This is a genomic window from Bradyrhizobium macuxiense, assembly GCF_001542415.1.
Lineage (GTDB): Bacteria > Pseudomonadota > Alphaproteobacteria > Rhizobiales > Xanthobacteraceae > Bradyrhizobium > Bradyrhizobium macuxiense.
In genome coordinates this window covers 127,954-144,124 of sequence record NZ_LNCU01000032.1, presented here as the reverse complement: position 1 = coordinate 144,124, position 16,171 = coordinate 127,954, and the positions used below count along the sequence as shown (strand labels likewise).

15 protein-coding genes and 1 pseudogene are annotated in these 16,171 nt (G+C 65.7%); 9 read left to right on the top strand and 7 right to left on the bottom strand.

Annotated elements, in window-relative coordinates; genetic code table 11:
- A partial coding sequence (locus AS156_RS42755) for a FadR/GntR family transcriptional regulator (RefSeq protein ID WP_082747380.1) occupies positions 1-788 on the top strand: 788 nt, incomplete at its 5' end.
- Between the two features lie 3 nt (positions 789-791).
- Here AS156_RS42755 and AS156_RS07645 read toward each other — a convergent pair.
- Both AS156_RS07645 and AS156_RS07640 read right to left on the bottom strand, forming a co-directional pair.
- A complete protein-coding gene (locus AS156_RS07645; protein WP_066502152.1) occupies positions 792-2,075 on the bottom strand; it encodes a spinster family MFS transporter in 1,284 nt (427 codons plus the stop codon).
- Positions 2,076-2,078: 3 nt separating this feature from the next.
- Positions 2,079-3,698 (bottom strand): FAD-dependent monooxygenase, encoded by a 1,620-nt coding sequence (locus AS156_RS07640; RefSeq protein WP_066502150.1) that lies wholly within the window; start codon positions 3,696-3,698, stop codon positions 2,079-2,081.
- A 260-nt stretch (positions 3,699-3,958) separates the two neighbouring features.
- On the opposite strand from AS156_RS07640, the gene AS156_RS07635 reads away from it, so the two are divergent.
- On the top strand, positions 3,959-4,375 hold the full coding sequence (locus AS156_RS07635) for a cupin domain-containing protein (protein ID WP_066502149.1): 417 nt from the start codon (positions 3,959-3,961) through the stop codon (positions 4,373-4,375).
- A gap of 558 nt (positions 4,376-4,933) precedes the next feature.
- Here the strand turns inward: AS156_RS07635 and AS156_RS07625 are convergent.
- Positions 4,934-5,596, bottom strand: a complete 663-nt coding sequence (locus AS156_RS07625) for a TetR/AcrR family transcriptional regulator (protein ID WP_066502145.1) — start codon at positions 5,594-5,596, stop codon at positions 4,934-4,936.
- A 152-nt stretch (positions 5,597-5,748) separates the two neighbouring features.
- On the opposite strand from AS156_RS07625, the gene AS156_RS07620 reads away from it, so the two are divergent.
- From AS156_RS07620 to AS156_RS07610, 3 genes are read left to right on the top strand one after another with little or no spacing between them, the layout of a single operon-like run.
- The gene (locus AS156_RS07620; protein WP_066502139.1) at positions 5,749-6,246 is read left to right on the top strand and encodes a (2Fe-2S)-binding protein; all 498 of its coding nucleotides are present in this window, start codon (positions 5,749-5,751) and stop codon (positions 6,244-6,246) included.
- Entirely contained in the window at positions 6,243-7,289 is a 1,047-nt protein-coding gene (locus tag AS156_RS07615; RefSeq protein ID WP_066502136.1) for an FAD binding domain-containing protein, read from the top strand. Before AS156_RS07620 ends, AS156_RS07615 begins: the two co-directional genes overlap by 4 nt.
- Positions 7,290-7,292: 3 nt before the next feature.
- Positions 7,293-9,563 (top strand): xanthine dehydrogenase family protein molybdopterin-binding subunit, encoded by a 2,271-nt coding sequence (locus AS156_RS07610; RefSeq protein ID WP_066502133.1) that lies wholly within the window; start codon positions 7,293-7,295, stop codon positions 9,561-9,563.
- Positions 9,564-9,663: 100 nt separating this feature from the next.
- Here the strand turns inward: AS156_RS07610 and AS156_RS07605 are convergent, their stop codons facing one another.
- Positions 9,664-10,299 (bottom strand): cupin domain-containing protein, encoded by a 636-nt coding sequence (locus AS156_RS07605; protein WP_066502230.1) that lies wholly within the window; start codon positions 10,297-10,299, stop codon positions 9,664-9,666.
- A gap of 184 nt (positions 10,300-10,483) precedes the next feature.
- Between AS156_RS07605 and AS156_RS07600 the strand changes: the two genes are divergently transcribed.
- From AS156_RS07600 to AS156_RS07585, 4 genes are all read left to right on the top strand, one after another.
- Positions 10,484-11,251 carry an ABC transporter substrate-binding protein gene (locus AS156_RS07600; RefSeq protein WP_066502228.1) on the top strand — a complete coding sequence of 256 codons (768 nt, stop codon included), beginning with the start codon at positions 10,484-10,486 and terminating at the stop codon, positions 11,249-11,251.
- 164 nt (positions 11,252-11,415) lie between these two features.
- Positions 11,416-12,069, top strand: coding sequence for an amino acid ABC transporter permease (locus AS156_RS07595; RefSeq protein WP_066502130.1), 654 nt, complete (start codon positions 11,416-11,418; stop codon positions 12,067-12,069).
- A complete protein-coding gene (locus AS156_RS07590) occupies positions 12,066-12,797 on the top strand; it encodes an amino acid ABC transporter ATP-binding protein (RefSeq protein WP_066502125.1) in 732 nt (243 codons plus the stop codon). The genes AS156_RS07595 and AS156_RS07590 overlap by 4 nt, the downstream gene beginning before the upstream one ends.
- Positions 12,798-12,815: 18 nt before the next feature.
- Positions 12,816-14,108, top strand: coding sequence for an NAD(P)/FAD-dependent oxidoreductase (locus tag AS156_RS07585; RefSeq protein WP_066502121.1), 1,293 nt, complete (start codon positions 12,816-12,818; stop codon positions 14,106-14,108).
- A gap of 27 nt (positions 14,109-14,135) precedes the next feature.
- Here AS156_RS07585 and AS156_RS07580 read toward each other — a convergent pair whose 3' ends face one another.
- The 3 genes and pseudogenes from AS156_RS07580 to AS156_RS44060 all read right to left on the bottom strand — a co-directional run.
- A complete protein-coding gene (locus AS156_RS07580; protein ID WP_066502118.1) occupies positions 14,136-14,507 on the bottom strand; it encodes a PaaI family thioesterase in 372 nt (123 codons plus the stop codon).
- Between the two features lie 463 nt (positions 14,508-14,970).
- Positions 14,971-15,825: an enoyl-CoA hydratase-related protein gene (locus AS156_RS07575; RefSeq protein WP_066502115.1), complete on the bottom strand. Its 855-nt coding sequence runs from the start codon at positions 15,823-15,825 to the stop codon at positions 14,971-14,973.
- Between the two features lie 43 nt (positions 15,826-15,868).
- A pseudogene (locus tag AS156_RS44060) lies at positions 15,869-16,171 on the bottom strand (gamma-glutamyltransferase); the annotation flags it as partial.

Here is a 16,171-nt window from a genome sequence, read left to right as displayed (position 1 = left end):
CCCTTGCGACAGCGGCCTGCGGCTTGTCGCTGGAATACAGCTATTCGGTCTCCTGTCAGGGTAGTAGAGTTCGCAAAAGTCCTTCCCAGGATCGCGAGCGAGACGTGCCGAGAGCGGCGACATCAGATCAACCGACCGACGCCGGCGAAACCAACGAGCTGCTTGATTTCATCGAGCGGAACGAGCTCGCCGAGGGCGATCGGCTGCCGCCCGAGCGGGAGCTCGCAACCGAACTCGGCATCAGCCGTCGTGCGCTGCGCAAGATCCTGACGCAGATGGAGTTCGAGGGTCAGATCTGGCGTGGGCGCCGCAATGGCACGTTTCTCGGCCGCCGCACCATCGGTCCGATCAGCATCGAGCGTCGCATCGAGCGTGGCAGTCCGGCCGCCGTGCTCGAGGCCCGTCTCGTCGTCGAGCCCAGCATCGCCGCGATCGCGGCGGTCAACGCCAGCGAAGCCGACCTTGCGAATATCGAAACCTGCATGCGCCGCACCACCGAGGTGAAGGACGACGAGGCATGGGTGCGCTGGGACGGCGCATTTCACCTCGCAATCGCGGAAGCGACCCGCAACGACATTCTCGTTGGTCTCGTCACCGCCTTTAACGAGGCGCGGTCGACCGGGGATTGGCAGGCCTTGCGGCTCGCGGCGATCACGCCGGAAAAGCGGCGCAGGTCGATCGCCCACCACCGCACGATCTGCGAAACGCTGCGGCGACGCTCCGCCGATGACGCTGCCCGCGCGATGCGCGATCACCTGCTGACGACGCGACGAAATCTGTTCGAGTGACCGTCAGCACGAGCCCTTGGCTCGCCGCCCGAGGTGATACGACGCTCGCCAGTAATGCACCGCGGCCCACGCCGACATCAACGACATGATCCCGAGCGACCAGCGCAGCGATTCGGCGCCGACGAGCGGCACCAGACGGTCGCTCAGCAGTCCGGTCAGGAACGCGCCGCCGGCGATGCCGACGGCGTTGATGCAGAACATCGTCACGGCGGACGCGAAGCTGCGCGCATTCGGCTTTGCCAGCGACTGTATCGTCGCGTAGGTCGGGCCGGGATAGAACAGCTGCAGAAACATGGAGATCGCGCCGAACGCCAGAAACAGGACATAGCTTGGCGTCAGCAGCGAGATGATCTTGGCGATGGTCGAGATGAAGAACGCGGCCGCGAGCAGGCGGAAGCCGTATCTGACGTCCTTGTTCGAGAGCCAGCCCGCGATCAAGCCTCCGGCCAGTGTCCCGACGATCGCGAGGATGCCAAGCAGCGTGCCGTAGGTCGCGCCCGTCGCCGTGGCCGAAAGGTGGAAGGTGCGCATGATGTAAGCGGGTCCCCACGCGCTGACCGACCCGTTGGCGATGCCGAGGATGGTGCCGCCGATAATGGTGTTGCGGATCGCGGGATCGGCCAGAAGCGCAGCGAGGCTGCCCTCTGACATCTGGCGGCCGGACGAACTCAGGTCGCGTGGCGGTTCCTGAACGGTGACCGCGACGACGAAGGACAGCAACAGGCCGACGCCGCCGACGATCATCAGGGTGGTTCGCCATCCCAGGCGATCCGACAGCAGCCCGCCGACCGTCATGGCGATGAAGGCGCCGATCGCGATGCCGCAGGAATAGATCGCGATCACTTTCGAGCGCTGGCCCGCCGGGAAATAGTCCGCGAACATCGAATGCGCGGCCGGTGTCAGTGCCGACTCGCCGAGCGCGACGCCGGTGCGGCTGAACATGAATGCGAGGAACGAATGGGTGGCGCCGCCCGCTGCGGTGAACGCGCTCCAGATCGTCACCGCAACAGCGATGACGTATTTGCGCGCGATCCGGTCCGAGAGCATTGCGATCGGCATGGCGCCGGCGGCATACATCAGCGAGAAGGCGGGTCCGGCAATGATCCCGAGCTGCGTGTCGGTCAGGCCGAGGTCGCTCTTGATCGCCTGCACCAGGATGAACGGGATCTTCGAATCCACGAAGGCCAGCGTGTAGCACGCCGTGAGGACGAACACGACGTACCATGCGTACCAGGTGGCGCGGCCGACCACGGGCGCAATCGTCGGTGATGTCGTGCTGATCGTCATGGTTCAGGCGGCTTGTGTCGTCATGCCGCGACCGAACAGATGACCGAAAGCCTCAGTGAAAGCGCGCGCTGGATCGTCGGGCAGGGACGCGACCCGCCAGGCCACATATCCATCCGGCCGCGCCAGGACAGCGCCGCCGTCGCGAACGCCGTAGGCGTTCAGCCACTCGCCTTCGATGTCGATGACGTCTTCGCCGATGATGTGCAGGTCGATCTGCGGCAGGCCGCGTTGCTGAACCGCGGGGCGCCAGGACGAGCCGTGCGAAGCCGCCAGCAGCACGAAGCCTCTGCCGAGCAGATCGATCGTCGAGACGCGCTGGTCCTTGCGCTGCAGCCACACATGCGGCGCCCGGCAGCCCGGATGGGCCGAGGGCGCGTAGTCAGTCACCGGGTCGCTCACGACAGGCGGCTCTGACCCGTCGGGCACGACAGCGGCGGACCGATAGCATGCGCCGAAGATCAAGCCGCGCTCGTTGAGAAACTCCTTGCGCGGCAGCTTCGCCTCGACCTGGCGTGACGTGCGGTCGAAGCTCTGCATGTTGAGCAGCGTCGCCCGCACGACGTCGGAGGCATGGGGCCGCCGTTCCGCATCGTAGGTGTCGAGCAGTAAGGCATCCGCTTCGCCGCGCAGCACAGCGGCCATCTTCCATGCCAGGTTCTGCGCATCCTGCACGCCGAGATTCATGCCGAACCCGCCGCTGGGCGTCGTTTCGTGCGCGGCGTCACCGGCAAGGAAGATCCTGCCGTCGCTGAATTTGTCGGCGACCATGGCGGAGCAATTCCAGAAGCTGATGCCGAGCAGTTCCACGGGCAGGTCCGGCGCTCCGACGGCCTGGCGCACCAGTGCGGTGCAGCGTTCGGGCGACAGGTTCTCCCGCGTGAAGCCATACGCGCTGAGGCTGTGGACAAGGAAACCCCAGCGGTCGGTGCCGTTCACAGTCAGGAATGTGGCGCGAAAATCCGGCTGCTCGATGAGGTACAAGGCCGCCGGCCGGTCTTCGACCCATGGCCGCAAATCCGCGCGAACATGGACATTGACGGAGTCGTAGATGTCCCGTTCGCCGGTCCTGCCGATGCCGAGCTTCTCGCGCACGAAGCTTCGCGTGCCGTCGGCGGCGATGAGATAGCGGGCGCGGAACGGAATCGTGCTGCCGTCCACCGTGTTCGTCAGCACGCCGCTCACCCCGCTGGCATCCTGCCTGAGATCGCTGAGCTCGGTGTTGAACCTGATGCTGTCCGGCGCCAGCGCCTCGGCGTGACGCCGCAGGATGGGTTCGAGGATATCCTGTGAGCAGCCGCAATTGCCGACCGGCGACATTGCGAGGCTCGCCGACGATCCGCGGCCGGGCGAGAGCCGGTTGATTTCCTTTCCGGCCAGGCTTTCCGCCCACAGGATCATCTTGCCGTATCGCGCCGGCATGCCGGCGGCGCGGATGTCGTCCTCGATGCCCATCTGCCGGTACATCTCCATCGTGCGCGCATTGATGCCGCGCGCCTTCGGCAGGATTGATGTGCTGGGATGACGTTCGACCAGCAGGGGCTGGATGCCATGCTGCGACAGGGCGATTGAGGTCGTCAAACCGACGGGGCCGGCACCGACGATCAGGACTGGCGTCTCCAGCATGGCAACGTTCCTCTCTCGCACCTGAAGCTGCAAAGCACCTCAGGCTGCCGCGCTTCGGCCGTTGCAGAAGCTGCGGCTTGTTTTTGTCGGTCGTAAGTCTTCGACAGGGATCCTGTCAAGATCAATAATGAATGGTTTCAAAATTTGCCGTTGTCATTGGCTAGATACACGATAATTTCCCCAATATCTGCATTAGTATATGAGACCATTAATAGACATTGGTCTCAACCATCGTGGCGTCTTTTGGAGCGAGCAATCACATGTCAGGAAATCCCCGCGCGGCTTGGCCGAAGGAGCTTCAGGAGGCCTATGAAGCAGGCAAGTGGAATGGCGCGGTCGGCAGCGTTCTCGTGTCCGAGACCGCAAAGCTGCGGATCTGGCACCTGCACATTCCCGCCGGGACCTGGTTCGGCTTTCACCGTCATGTGCTGAGCCATTTCTGGACCGCGATGACGGACGGGCGGTCGCGAAACTGGTTCGAGGATGGCTCGTCAGCGGAGCGCATTCTCTACAAGGGCTTTACCCAGCACCGCGAGTTGAACGAGGGCGAATATCTGGTGCATGCGGTCCACAATATCGGCGACACCGACCTGTCCTTCACGACGGTCGAATTCCTCGACGGGCCGAACCAGCCTTTGCCGATTCCCGATCGCGTCCGTTTGGTAGCGCCAGCGTAACGGACCCGCCGGTCGTCAATTCCTCGCTCTGGTTGAGGAGCATATCTTGTAGCTAGCAGCGGGAACGTGGCCGCGCGGAGCACGTTGTTCCCAAAAGAACCAGGTAAGGAACGTCACATGCGGAGGCGAGCAAGGATCGCCTTGGCAACAGCCATGGCGTTTTCCACTTCGCTTGCGTTCGTGCAGCCTTCTGGCGCAGCCGACGCAAATGGCATGGGCGCCGCGCGCAGTTCCGGCACGGGGACCGTGGGGGCTTCAAGCGTCGGTCGCATGACGAGGCTCGGAATCAGCTCGGAGATGACCCATCCGCCCGGCAGCACCACAGGCTACAGGGGCAATGGCAGCCGATCGGCGCAAGGGTATTCGACAAGCCCGAACCCGTCCGGGAAGAGCGAAGCAACGACACATCCGAGGTGATTGCCGAGGTTCTGCGTTGAATGGCTCGCCGAAGCGGAGCGCGCCCGCGCGCCGTATTCGTCCTTGCGTCGGAATTATCCGCCGTGGCGTCGAAGATCTTTCCTGGTTGCTCGCCTGCCAATGCCTGTGCTGCGGCCCAACCTAGCCCTTTGGCTTCACTCGGCCTGATGTCGGCTTGGTCTTGTCCCGGGCAGGTTTCGGCCCGGCGGTGGTGGCCTTGTGCGCCGGCCGCAGGCGCAGGCCATCGACGAAGACATCCAGCAGCCGCAGCGCTGTAGTCTGCCAGCCGGCCTGGTCGTGCATGTAGCACATGCCGATCAAGGCGCGCAGCACGTCCTCGGCGCTGATGTCGGCGCGGATCTCGCCGGCCGCGACCGCGCGCGCGAGCAGGGCGCCGATCGCCTTGGTCAGGCGATCGAACGAATAGGCCTGCAGCTCGGTCGAGGCGTGCGCGACCAGCGCGAGGGCTGCGACCATGCCCTTCTTGGTCGCGACGAATTCGACATTGGCGCGCAGCCAGCGCCGCAGCGCCTCGACCGGGTCGGGCGCATTGTCCAGTTGTTCGGCAAGATCGCTGAGTTGCTCGACCTCGCGGCGATAGACGGCTTCATACAGCGCCTCGCGGGTCGGGAAGTGGCGATAGAGCGTGCCGATGCCGACGCCGGCATGCCGCGCCACGGCCTCGAGGCTCGCTTCGCTGCCGCCGGCGGAGAACACAGCCTTGGCCGCTTCCAGCACGCGCTCGCGGTTGCGCACGGCATCCGCGCGGGGCTTGCGAACAATTTCTGTTGAATGACCGGCCATTCCTTTTTCTTTTTACTCTCCCTTGTAAACGGAGGATGCCTCCGTATATGGCGACCAGCATCCGGCCTGGCAAGGCGCGCCGATCATGGATCGGTGGCCACGGGATCGCGTTGCCTCGATTCAAACCGACCATACACGGATCGGAGCCCTGCATGAATCTCCCTATCAGTCTCACCATCAACGGGGTCCGCCGGGACATTGCGCTCGACGACCCCCGCGTCACACTGCTCGACCTGCTGCGCGAACGCCTCGATCTTACCGGAACCAAGAAGGGTTGCGACCGCGGCCAGTGCGGCGCGTGCACCATCCTGGTCGACGGACGCCGCATCAATTCCTGCCTCGCGCTCGCCGTCAGCCATGACGGCGCCGAGATCACCACGATCGAGGGCGTTGCGTACGGCGAAGAGCCGCATCCGGTGCAGGCCGCCTTCATCGCGCATGATGGTTTCCAGTGTGGCTTCTGCACGCCGGGCCAGATCATGAGCGGAATCGGCCTGATTCAGGAAGGGCAGGCGGGTGATGATCCGGAACGAGTGCGCGAATGCATGAGCGGCAATCTCTGCCGCTGCGGCGCTTACGCCGGGATCACCGAGGCCATGCTCGAAGCCCAGGCCAATATGACCGCTGCCAACCGGAGGCGCTCCGCATGATGAATTTCGATTACGTCAGGCCGGCCAATGTCGCGGATGCGATCGCGGCGGCATCCGAGCAGGGCTCGACCTATCTCGCCTCCGGCACCAATCTGCTCGACCTGATGAAGGGCGGCATCAGCCGACCGAGCCGCCTGGTCGATGTGACGCGTCTGCCGGGGCTCGACCGCGTCGAGCATCTTTCCGATGGCGCTCTGCGCATCGGCGCGCTGGTGCGCAATGCCGACCTCGCGCATGACGCGGAATTCGCGCGCGTCTATCCGGCCGTGGCCGAGGCGCTGCTGTCGGGCGCGTCGGCGCAGCTGCGCAATGCGGCGACCGTCGGCGGCAATCTGATGCAGCGGACGCGCTGTGCGTATTTCTACGACGTCGCCAGCGCCTGCAACCGGCGCTGGCCGGGTGCCGGCTGCGATGCGCTGAAAGGCGAGAACCGGCTGCACGCGGTGCTCGGCTGGAGCGAGGGCTGCATCGCGACCCATCCCTCCGACTTCTGCGTGCCGCTGGTTGCGCTTGACGCAGTCGTCGAGATCGAGGGCAGGAGCGGCCGGCGCGAGCTGCCGCTCGAGGTGCTGCATCGTCTGCCTGGCGACACGCCGGACCGCGAGACCGCGCTGGAGCCTGGCGACCTGATCGTCGCGCTGCGCCTGCCGGCTGCGGCAAAGGATTTCGCCGCGCATGCGCGCTACATCAAGGTGCGCGAGCGCACGTCCTATGCCTTCGCGGTGGCCTCGGCCGCGGCTGCGTTGCGCATCGAGAACGGCACGATCGGCGAAGCGCGGCTTGCGCTCGGCGGCGTCGCGGCGAAGCCGTGGCGGGCGTGCGAGGCCGAGCAGGTGCTCGCGGGCAAGTCGCCCGATGCCTCTCTCTATCGCGAGGCGGCGCGTGCCGCGCTTGCGGACGCAAGACCGTCCGGCAACAACGCCTTCAAGATCGAGCTCGCGCAGCGCATCGTCGTGCGCGCGCTTACGCTTGCCGCCGCAGGCACGCCGGCGCGCATTTCCGCGCTGCCGGGCTCTCCCTTCTCATCCGTTGCAGGAGCGTAGTGCATGACTCCAGAGATCAACCTGACCCGCGATCCCGCCCATATCAGGCATGGCTCGAATATCGGCCAGCCGCTGACCCGCACCGACGGCGTGCTGAAAGTGACCGGCAAGGCCCGTTATGCCGCGGACAATCATCCGCCCGGCATGCTCTACGCCGTGATCGCGACGAGCTGCATCGCGCGCGGCCGCGTCAAATCGCTCGACGTTGCCGCCGCCAAGCGCCATCCCGGCGTCGTCGACGTGATGACGCATTCGCACAAGCCCGAGCTTGCGGAGGATCCCGATGCCAAGGGCAATCCGTTCGCGTTTCGCATGGAGCTATTGCAGAGCGACGAGGTGCGCTACGCCAACCAGGCCATCGCGGTCGTGATCGCCGAGACGCTGGAAGCGGCGACCGAGGGCGCGGCGCTGCTGTCGCCGCGCTTCCAGGTCGAGATCGCGCGCGTCGGCCTCGACGCCGGCGAGCCTTATGCGCCGCCGGTGGTCGGAATCGGCAATCCGGCGGAGGTCGTCCATGGCGATATCGATGCAGGCCTTGCCGCGGCGTCGAAGCTGACAGATGCCACCTACGAGACGCCCGCGCAGTATCACAATGCGATGGAGCCGCATGCGATCGTCGCGGTGTGGGACGGCGACAAGCTCTACATCGACACGCCGAGCCAGGGCATGGCGATCGCGCAAGGGCGCCTCGCGGGTCTGCTCGGCATTCCGCCTGGCAATATCCACATCAACAGCCCGTTCCTCGGCGGCGGCTTCGGCTCCAAGGGTCTGGTGTCGGGCCCGCAGGTGCTCGGCATCATGGCCGCGAAGCTGGTCGGGCGTCCGGTCAAGCTGGTGCTGCGGCGCAGCCAGATGTATGGGCCGGTCGGCCATCGTCCGCCGACCCGGCAGCGGTTGCGCATCGGCACCAATGATGACGGCACGCTGACCGCGCTCGATCATCACGCGCGGATCACGACCTCGAGCTTCGACGATTTCTACGAGCCCGCCGCCGATGCCTCGCACACGCTGTATGCGAGTCCGGCGATCCGCACCGCGCATGAGGCGGTGCGTGTCGACACCGGCACGCCGTTGTTCATGCGTGCGCCGGGCGAGGCCACCGGATCGATCGCGCTGGAGAGCGCGATGGACGAGGCGGCGTTTGCCTGCGGCATCGACCCGCTCGAGTTCCGCCTGACAAACTATGCCGAGGTCGAGCCGACCACCGGCAAGCCGTTCTCCTCGAAGGCACTGCGGCAATGCTATGCCAAGGGCGCCGAACGCTTCGGCTGGGCGCGACGTCCATTGCAGCCCCGGCAGATGCGCGACGAGAACGGCTTCCTGGTCGGCTGGGGCATGGGCACGGCGACGTTCCCCGCGCTGATGTTCCAGGGCAATGCGCGCGCGGTGATCCGCGCCGACGGCCGTGGCGTGATGGAGAGCGGCGCGCATGACATGGGGCAGGGGGCCTGGACCGCGCTGACGCAGATCTCGGCTGACTCGCTCGGGCTTGAGCTCGATCAGATGACGTTCAGGGCCGGCACGTCGGATCTGCCGGATGCCGGCATCGCCGGCGGCTCGGCGCACACTGCGACCGTCGGTGCCGCGATCCACAATGCGGGCGCTGCCGTCATCGCCAGGCTCGCCGAGCTCGCCACCTCGGACGAACGCTCGCCGCTGTTCGGCGCCGGCAATGCCGGCGTGATCGCGCGGGCCGGGCGGCTGCATCGTCGCGACGACGATGCGCGCAGCGAGAGCTATGCCGACATCCTCGCTCGTGCCGGCCTCGCCGAGATCGAGGCCAGCGGCACCGGCGCGGCTGATCCGGCGGCGCAATCGCAATATGCGATGCATTCGCATGGCGTGGTGTTCGCGGAGGTGAAGGTCGATCCTGAGCTCGGCCAGATCCGCGCGACCCGGCTGGTCGGCGCCTTCGCGGCGGGCCGCATCATCAATCCGCTGATGGTGCAGAGCCAGCTCCGCGGCGGCATGATCTGGGGCATCTCCTTCGCACTGCACGAGGAGGCCGTGATCGACCGGCGTTCGGGGCGCATTCTGAATGCCAATCTCGCCGAGTACCATGTGCCCGTGAATGCCGACGTGCCGCCGATGGACGTGATCACCGTCGACGAGCACGATCCGCATGTGAACGCGCTCGGCATCAAGGGCGTCGGCGAGATCGGCATCACCGGCAGCGCCGGCGCCGTCGCCAACGCCGTCTGGCACGCCACCGGCATCCGGGTGCGCCGCTTCCCGATCCGGATCGAGGAAGTGGTGATGGGGTTGGCGGGCTAACCCCAGCGTCATTGCGAGCGAAGCGAAGCAATCCATTCCTCCGCGGGACCATGGATTGCTTCGTCGCTTCGCTCCTCGCAACGACGGTGAATGCGCAGTCTCACCCCGCCGCCGTCACGCAATTCACCCACAACACCACGGCCTTTGCATCGATATCGGGATTGGAAAACCGATGCGGCCTGCGGCTGGCGAAGCGGAAGCTGTCGCCTTGCTTCAGGGTCCAGGTCTCGGCGTCGACCGTCAGCGTCATCTCACCTTCGAGCACGAGGCCGGCTTCCTCGCCGTCATGGGTGTAGAGCTCGTCGCCGGTGCTGCCGCCGGGTTCGAGATGCACCAGGAACAGATTGAGCCGGCTGTCGCTGCCGGCTGGGCTCAGCAATTGTTTCGAGACGCCGCTGCGCCACAGCTTCAGCTCGGCGCGCTGCGCCTCCCGCGTGACGACGCTTGACGCGGCGTCGTCGCTTGGCGCCGCACCGAACAGCGCGGCTATGCCGACGCCGAGCACATCGGCCAGCGTCGCCAGCACGCGCAGCGACGGCGACGAAAGGCCGCGCTCGATCTGGCTGATGAAGCCGATCGACAGCTTCGTGCGCGCGGCGACCGTTTCCAGCGACATCTCCCTGGCGCGGCGCAGCTCGCGGATGCGGCGTCCGACCGCGAGGTCGACCGGCGGCTCGGCCGGCTTCTTCGCTGCGCGGCGCGCGGTCGCGGGCCTTGTTGCCGTCCCTTTGCGCATTCTCTTGCCGCCGCTCACGTCACATCGCTTCCTTCATGTGCATGAAAACCGCTTGCATTGGCCGCGATTTCGTGACCACAATTTCATATTGGTGAAATTAGGCCGGAACGGCGTCGCCCGCAACAACAAGCTCGGAACCACCGGGCGACGCGGCCGCCGGGGTCAGCTTCGGGAGGTGTCGCAAATGTCCTTTCAGCGTCTCGTCCAGGCCGCGATCGCGGCGCTTGCCATTGCCGTGAGCGCGCCGTCGCAGGCGCAACAGGTGTTGAAGGTCGGCTCGACGCCGACCGGCATCCCCTTCACCTTCCTCGACACCAAGACCAATTCGATCCAGGGCATCATGGTCGACCTCGCCACCGAGGTCGGCAAGGACGCCGGCTTCTCGGTGCAGATCGAGCCGATGCAATTCTCGGCGCTGATCCCGTCGCTGACCGCCAACAAGATCGACATCATTGCCGCCGCGATGTTCGCGACCGCCGCGCGCAAGGAGGTGATCGACTTCTCCGATCCCGTCTATACCTATGGCGAGGGCCTCGTGGTGCCCAAGACCGATACCAAGTCCTACACCTCGCAGGAGGATCTGAAGGGCACGGTGGTCGGCGCCCAGGTCGGCACGGCGTTCGTCGATGCGCTGAAGAAGACCGGGCTGTTCAGCGAGGTGAAGGTCTACGACACCATTCCCGACATCCTGCGCGACGTGAATGCGGGTCGCCTCAAGGCCGGTTTTGCCGACTATCCGATCCTCGCCTACAACCTGCAGCAGGGCAATTTTGCCGACGTGCGCCTTGTCGACGGCTACAAGCCCGTCACCGTCGGCACCGTCGCGATCGGCGTCCGCAAGAGCGACACCGAGTTGCTCAAGAAGATCAACACCTCGCTCGCTAGGCTCAAGGCCAACGGCACGATTGCGAAGATACTCGCGAAATGGGGCCAGAAAGCCGACGCGTCTTGAGGTCTGCGCCCCAACGGAATTTCAAGTGACCCGTCACCCTGAGGAGCGCGCAGCGCGTCTCGAAGGGTCGACGGCCACCGGCCGGGCCGATTCATCCTTCGAGGCTCGCTGCGCGAGCACCTCAGGATGACGGTGGTAGTGACGGGATCGGATACAGTTAGCCGATGCAGAAATTCTTCAGCGACGCCGTCGAGTTCGTGCCGATCCTGTTGCAGGGTGTCTGGCTGACCATGGTCGTCACCATCGGCTCGCTCGCGCTGTCGACGGTGCTTGGGCTCGTCTGGGCCTTGATGCGGGTGTCCGGCATCGGTTTCTTCACGGGCCTCAGCGCCACTGTCATCAACGTGATCCGCGGCATCCCGATCATCGTGCTGCTGTTCTACCTCTATTTCGTGATGCCCGATTTCGGTATCGCGCTGACGGCATTGCAGGCAGCGATCCTCGGGCTCGGCATCGCCTATTCGGCCTACCAGGCCGAGAATTTCCGCGCCGGCATCGAGGCGATCGACAAGGGGCAGATCGAGGCGGCGCAGTCGATCGGGATGGGCTGGTGGCTCACCATGCGCCGCGTGGTGCTGCCGCAGGCGATCAGGATCGTGCTGCCGCCCTACGGCAACATCATGATCATGATGCTGAAGGATTCCTCGCAGGCCTCCACCATCACGGTGGCCGAGCTCGCGCTGCAAGGCAAGCTCATCGCCTCCTCGACCTTCAAGAACACCAGCGTGTTCACGCTGGTCGCGCTGATGTATCTTACCATGAGCATTCCACTCATCCTGCTGGTTCGGCATTTCGAGAAGAAGGCGAACCGCAAATGATCGAGCTGCGCGACATCCACAAGAGCTTCGGCAAGGTCGAGGTGCTGAAGGGCATCACCGCCTCCGTCGCGAAAAGCGAGGTGGTCTGCATCATCGGGCCGTCGGGCTCCGGCAAGTCGACCATCCTGCGCTGCATCAACGGGCTGGAGAGCTACGATGCCGGCGAGATCAGCATCGAGGGCGCGCGTGTCGAGCGCGATTCGTCCTCGATCGTCGGGGTCCGCACCCAGGTTTCGATGGTATTCCAGCGCTTCAACCTGTTTCCGCATCGCACCGCGCTCGAGAACGTCATCGAGGGGCCGCTTTACGTGAAGAAGGAGCCGCGCGATCAGGCAATCGCCCGCGGCCGCGCGCTGCTCGCGCAGGTCGGCCTCGCCGAAAAGGCCGATGTGCACCCGCCGCAGCTCTCCGGCGGCCAGCAGCAGCGCGTCGCGATCGCGCGCGCATTGGCGATGCAGCCGAAGGCGATCCTGTTCGACGAGCCGACCTCGGCGCTCGATCCTGAACTGGTCGGCGAGGTGCTTTCCGTGATGCGCAAGCTTGCCGACGACGGCATGACCATGGTCGTCGTTACCCACGAGATGGGTTTTGCCCGCGACGTCGCCGACCGCGTGCTGTTCATCGACGACGGCGTGATCGTCGAGCAGGGCGCGGCCAAGTCCGTGCTCAACCAGCCGCAGCACCCGCGCACGCAGGATTTTCTGCGCCGCGTGCTGCATCCGTTGTGATCAGTTCGGTACCTTCCTATGACCACGCCTACCCGCCTCCCACTGCCGCCAAGCCTCTACGCCGACACCGCCGTCGAGGCGACGCCAACGCCGCCGCTCGACGCCGACAAGAGCGTCCCGGTCGCGATCATCGGCGGCGGCTTCACGGGTCTCTCCACGGCGCTGCATCTCGCCGAGCAGGGCGTGTTCGCCACCGTGCTGGAAGCGCAGGAGCCGGGCTGGGGTGCGTCCGGCAACAATGGCGGGCAGACCAATCCAGGGCTGAAGCATGACCCCGATCAGATCGAGGCCGATTTCGGCCCCGATCTCGGCCGCCGTATGATCGAGTTCTCTTACGGCACCACCAACTTCACGCACGATCTGATCCGCCGCTACCAGATCCCCTGCGAGGCGCGGCAGAACGGCACGCTGCGCGCCGCCTACAACGAGGCCAGCGCCGCCGCGATCGAGACAACCGCGAAGCAATGCATCCGCCGCGGCATGCCGGTGAAATTGCTCAACGCCGCCGAGATGCGCGAGATGACCGGTAGTGACCGCTACCTCTGCGCCATGCTCGATGCGCGCGGCGGCGATCTGCATCCACTGAGCTACGCGCGAGGGTTGGCGCGCGCCGCGATCGGCGCCGGCGCCGACGTGCATGGCGAGACGCCGGCGCTGCGGCTCGGCCGCGACGGCAACCGCTGGCGGATCGAGACGCCGCGCGCGGTGGTGCTTGCCGACAAGGTGCTGCTCGCGACCAACGGCTTCACCGACGATCTCTGGCCGTCGCTTCGACGCAGCATCGTGCCGGTATTCTCCTCGATCGCCTGCACCGCGCCGCTGTCCGACGAGGTCGCGCGCGCGATCATGCCGAGCCGGCCGGTGCTCTACGAGAGCGGCCACATCACGGTGTACTACCGCATCGACCAGCGCAACCGCCTGCTGATGGGCGGCCGCGGCCCGATGCGCTGGATCAAGAGCCCGTCCGACGTCGCCTATCTGATCCGCTACGCCGAGCGGCTGTGGCCGCAGCTCAAAGGCGTCGCGTGGACCCATGGCTGGAACAGCCGTCTCGCCATCACCCCGGATCACTATCCGCATGTGCATGAGCCGGCGAAGAGCCTGCTGGTCTCGCTCGGCTGCAACGGCCGCGGCGTCGCACTTTCGACCGCGATGGGCGCGCAGCTCGCGCGCCGCCTGATCGGTGGCCCCACAGCCGAGATCGACATGCCGATCACGGGCATCAAGCCGATGCCGATGCACGCCTTCTGGCGGGTCGGCGTCACCGCCGCGGTGCTGACGGGACGGGTGAGGGACCGGTTGGGCGTGTAGATATCCCGGGGTCGCGAAGCTGGAGCGTTACTTCCTTTCGAGGATGCGAAGCTCTGCAGTGGCTTTTGCAACCGTGATGCCTTGCATGTCGATGAGATCGGCTTCGACGACCATGTCGCGATCCGTCCGCGACAGAACCTTTGCCTTGGCTGTGATCGGGCCGACGATCGCCGGCTTGAGAAATCTGGTGTTCAGGCTCTTCGTCACGACGGTCTGCGTGGAGGGAAGTGCTGCCAGCGCGCCGAGCCCGGTTGCCGAATCCAGCATGGCTGCCAGGAATCCGCCCTGAATTGTGCCGTGCCTGTTGGTGAATGACCGTTGCGCCTGAAAGCGGATCGACGTCGTCTCGCCATCAAAGCTCAACCACTCGCGTCCAAGCAGCTGGGCGCCGGGCGGCATGTCTGCGTCCCGATTGCTCACATCGCGTCCTCTTCGATGGCAATCGTATCGACTGTGCGACCTGTTGCAATCCATTTCGATGCTCAAGATGCGAAAGTCACGCGGCCCATTGGCGACGGGTGCGACAAATCACCCCGACGGGCAGAATTCCGCTTCGCGTTTGACCCAACTCAGCGGTCTAATGCAGCCGTCTCTCCCGATTGAGGGGCGCGTCGCGATCGTCACGGGTGTTGCGGTGAGGTGCGGTGGACGCCGGGCGTGTGACTGACGAGCGCGTGCAAGTGCATGACTCATCAGCCGTGCAACAAATTCAGTGCCGCCCCTGCGAAAGCAGGGACCCATAACCACAAATGCCGATGATTGCGCGCCGTTGGAATGACGAGTCCCATTCACAACATCCGCTGCGGAGTATGGGTCCCTGCTTTCGCAGGGACGACACTGGATTAGACGATGCGACCTCACCTCACTCCGAAGACGGCCACCACGGATACTGGCTCGGCATGTCCTGCGAGACCTTGCCCGGGAAGGTCGGCTTGCGCTTCTCGATGAAGGATTGCACGCCTTCGCGGACGTCGGCGTGGCCGCCGCGCTCGACCGACATCGGCTTGTCGATCGCGAGCAGTTCGAACGGATCGGGGGCGCCGGCGAAGCGCCAGAGCATCTGGCGGGTCAGCGCGACCGACACGGCCGACGTCTCCGCTGTCATCTCCTCAGCGATCTGCCGCGCGCGGTCGAGCAGCTTCGCCGGCTCGATCACCTCGCTGACGAGGCCGCCCTTGTGCGCCTCGTTCGCATCGAAGGTGCGGCCGGAGAGGCACCAACGCAGCGACTGCGGCAGGCCGACGAGTTTTGGCAGGAACCAGGCGCTGCCGGCCTCCGGCACCAGCCCGCGACGCGCGAAGATGAAGCCGATCTTGGCGCCGTCGGCGGCGATGCGGATATCCATCGGCAGCGTCATGGTGATGCCGACGCCGACCGCAGCACCGTTGATCGCAGCGATCGACGGCTTGCGGCAGTTGAAGATCGCCTCGACAAAGCGGCCGCTGCGTTGGCCCGCGCTTGCGAACACTCCGGCGCCGTGGCTGCCGGAGGTGTCGAAACTCTTGGCTCCGCCCGAGACGTCGGCGCCGGCGCAGAACGCGCGGCCCGCGCCCGTGACGATGACCGCACGGACGTTGTCGTCCTCATCGGCGCGCTGGAAAGCGTCCGCGATTTCCGCGCCCATGGTCCCGGTGTAGGCATTGAGCTTGTCCGGCCGGTTGAGCGTCACGATCATCAGGGAGCCGTCGATATCGCACGTGATCTGTTCGTAGCTCATGGCGGCCTCCCGCGATGTTGTTGTTATGCCTGCCGTGATCGTCTCACACCTCCGCGACCGCGTCGCTCCACGGCTGGAACGTCTCGGTGGCGCCGCTGTTGGTCGTGCCGTCACGCAGCACGACGCTCGGGCAGGCGAACTTCATCGGCAAGGTCTGGATCCGCGCTTCCTCGTAGGCGAAGCGTCCGCGCAGCGTATCGCGTACGGCCTTCGGCAGTCGCACGTCGCCGATCACGATGCCGCCTTCGCTGGCGTCGATCCGCGGCTGATGAATCGCGGTGTCGAGGTCCATGCCGAAATCCATCACGAAGGACAGAAGCTGCGACACGGCGGGCAGGATGCGGCG

What these genes read in the sequence shown, in the direction of transcription:
- AS156_RS07610 (WP_066502133.1), top strand. Translation starts at nt 7,293, where the DNA reads ATGACTCCAGAGATCAACCTGACCCGCGATCCCGCCCATATCAGGCAT.
- AS156_RS07620 (WP_066502139.1), top strand. Translation starts at nt 5,749, where the DNA reads ATGAATCTCCCTATCAGTCTCACCATCAACGGGGTCCGCCGGGACATT.
- AS156_RS07575 (WP_066502115.1), bottom strand. Translation starts at nt 15,825, where the DNA reads ATGAGCTACGAACAGATCACGTGCGATATCGACGGCTCCCTGATGATC.
- AS156_RS07605 (WP_066502230.1), bottom strand. Translation starts at nt 10,299, where the DNA reads ATGCGCAAAGGGACGGCAACAAGGCCCGCGACCGCGCGCCGCGCAGCG.
- AS156_RS07615 (WP_066502136.1), top strand. Translation starts at nt 6,243, where the DNA reads ATGATGAATTTCGATTACGTCAGGCCGGCCAATGTCGCGGATGCGATC.
- AS156_RS07625 (WP_066502145.1), bottom strand. Translation starts at nt 5,596, where the DNA reads ATGGCCGGTCATTCAACAGAAATTGTTCGCAAGCCCCGCGCGGATGCC.
- AS156_RS07640 (WP_066502150.1), bottom strand. Translation starts at nt 3,698, where the DNA reads ATGCTGGAGACGCCAGTCCTGATCGTCGGTGCCGGCCCCGTCGGTTTG.
- AS156_RS07585 (WP_066502121.1), top strand. Translation starts at nt 12,816, where the DNA reads ATGACCACGCCTACCCGCCTCCCACTGCCGCCAAGCCTCTACGCCGAC.
- AS156_RS07595 (WP_066502130.1), top strand. Translation starts at nt 11,416, where the DNA reads ATGCAGAAATTCTTCAGCGACGCCGTCGAGTTCGTGCCGATCCTGTTG.
- AS156_RS07590 (WP_066502125.1), top strand. Translation starts at nt 12,066, where the DNA reads ATGATCGAGCTGCGCGACATCCACAAGAGCTTCGGCAAGGTCGAGGTG.
- AS156_RS07635 (WP_066502149.1), top strand. Translation starts at nt 3,959, where the DNA reads ATGTCAGGAAATCCCCGCGCGGCTTGGCCGAAGGAGCTTCAGGAGGCC.
- AS156_RS07600 (WP_066502228.1), top strand. Translation starts at nt 10,484, where the DNA reads ATGTCCTTTCAGCGTCTCGTCCAGGCCGCGATCGCGGCGCTTGCCATT.
- AS156_RS07645 (WP_066502152.1), bottom strand. Translation starts at nt 2,075, where the DNA reads ATGACGATCAGCACGACATCACCGACGATTGCGCCCGTGGTCGGCCGC.
- AS156_RS07580 (WP_066502118.1), bottom strand. Translation starts at nt 14,507, where the DNA reads ATGCCGCCCGGCGCCCAGCTGCTTGGACGCGAGTGGTTGAGCTTTGAT.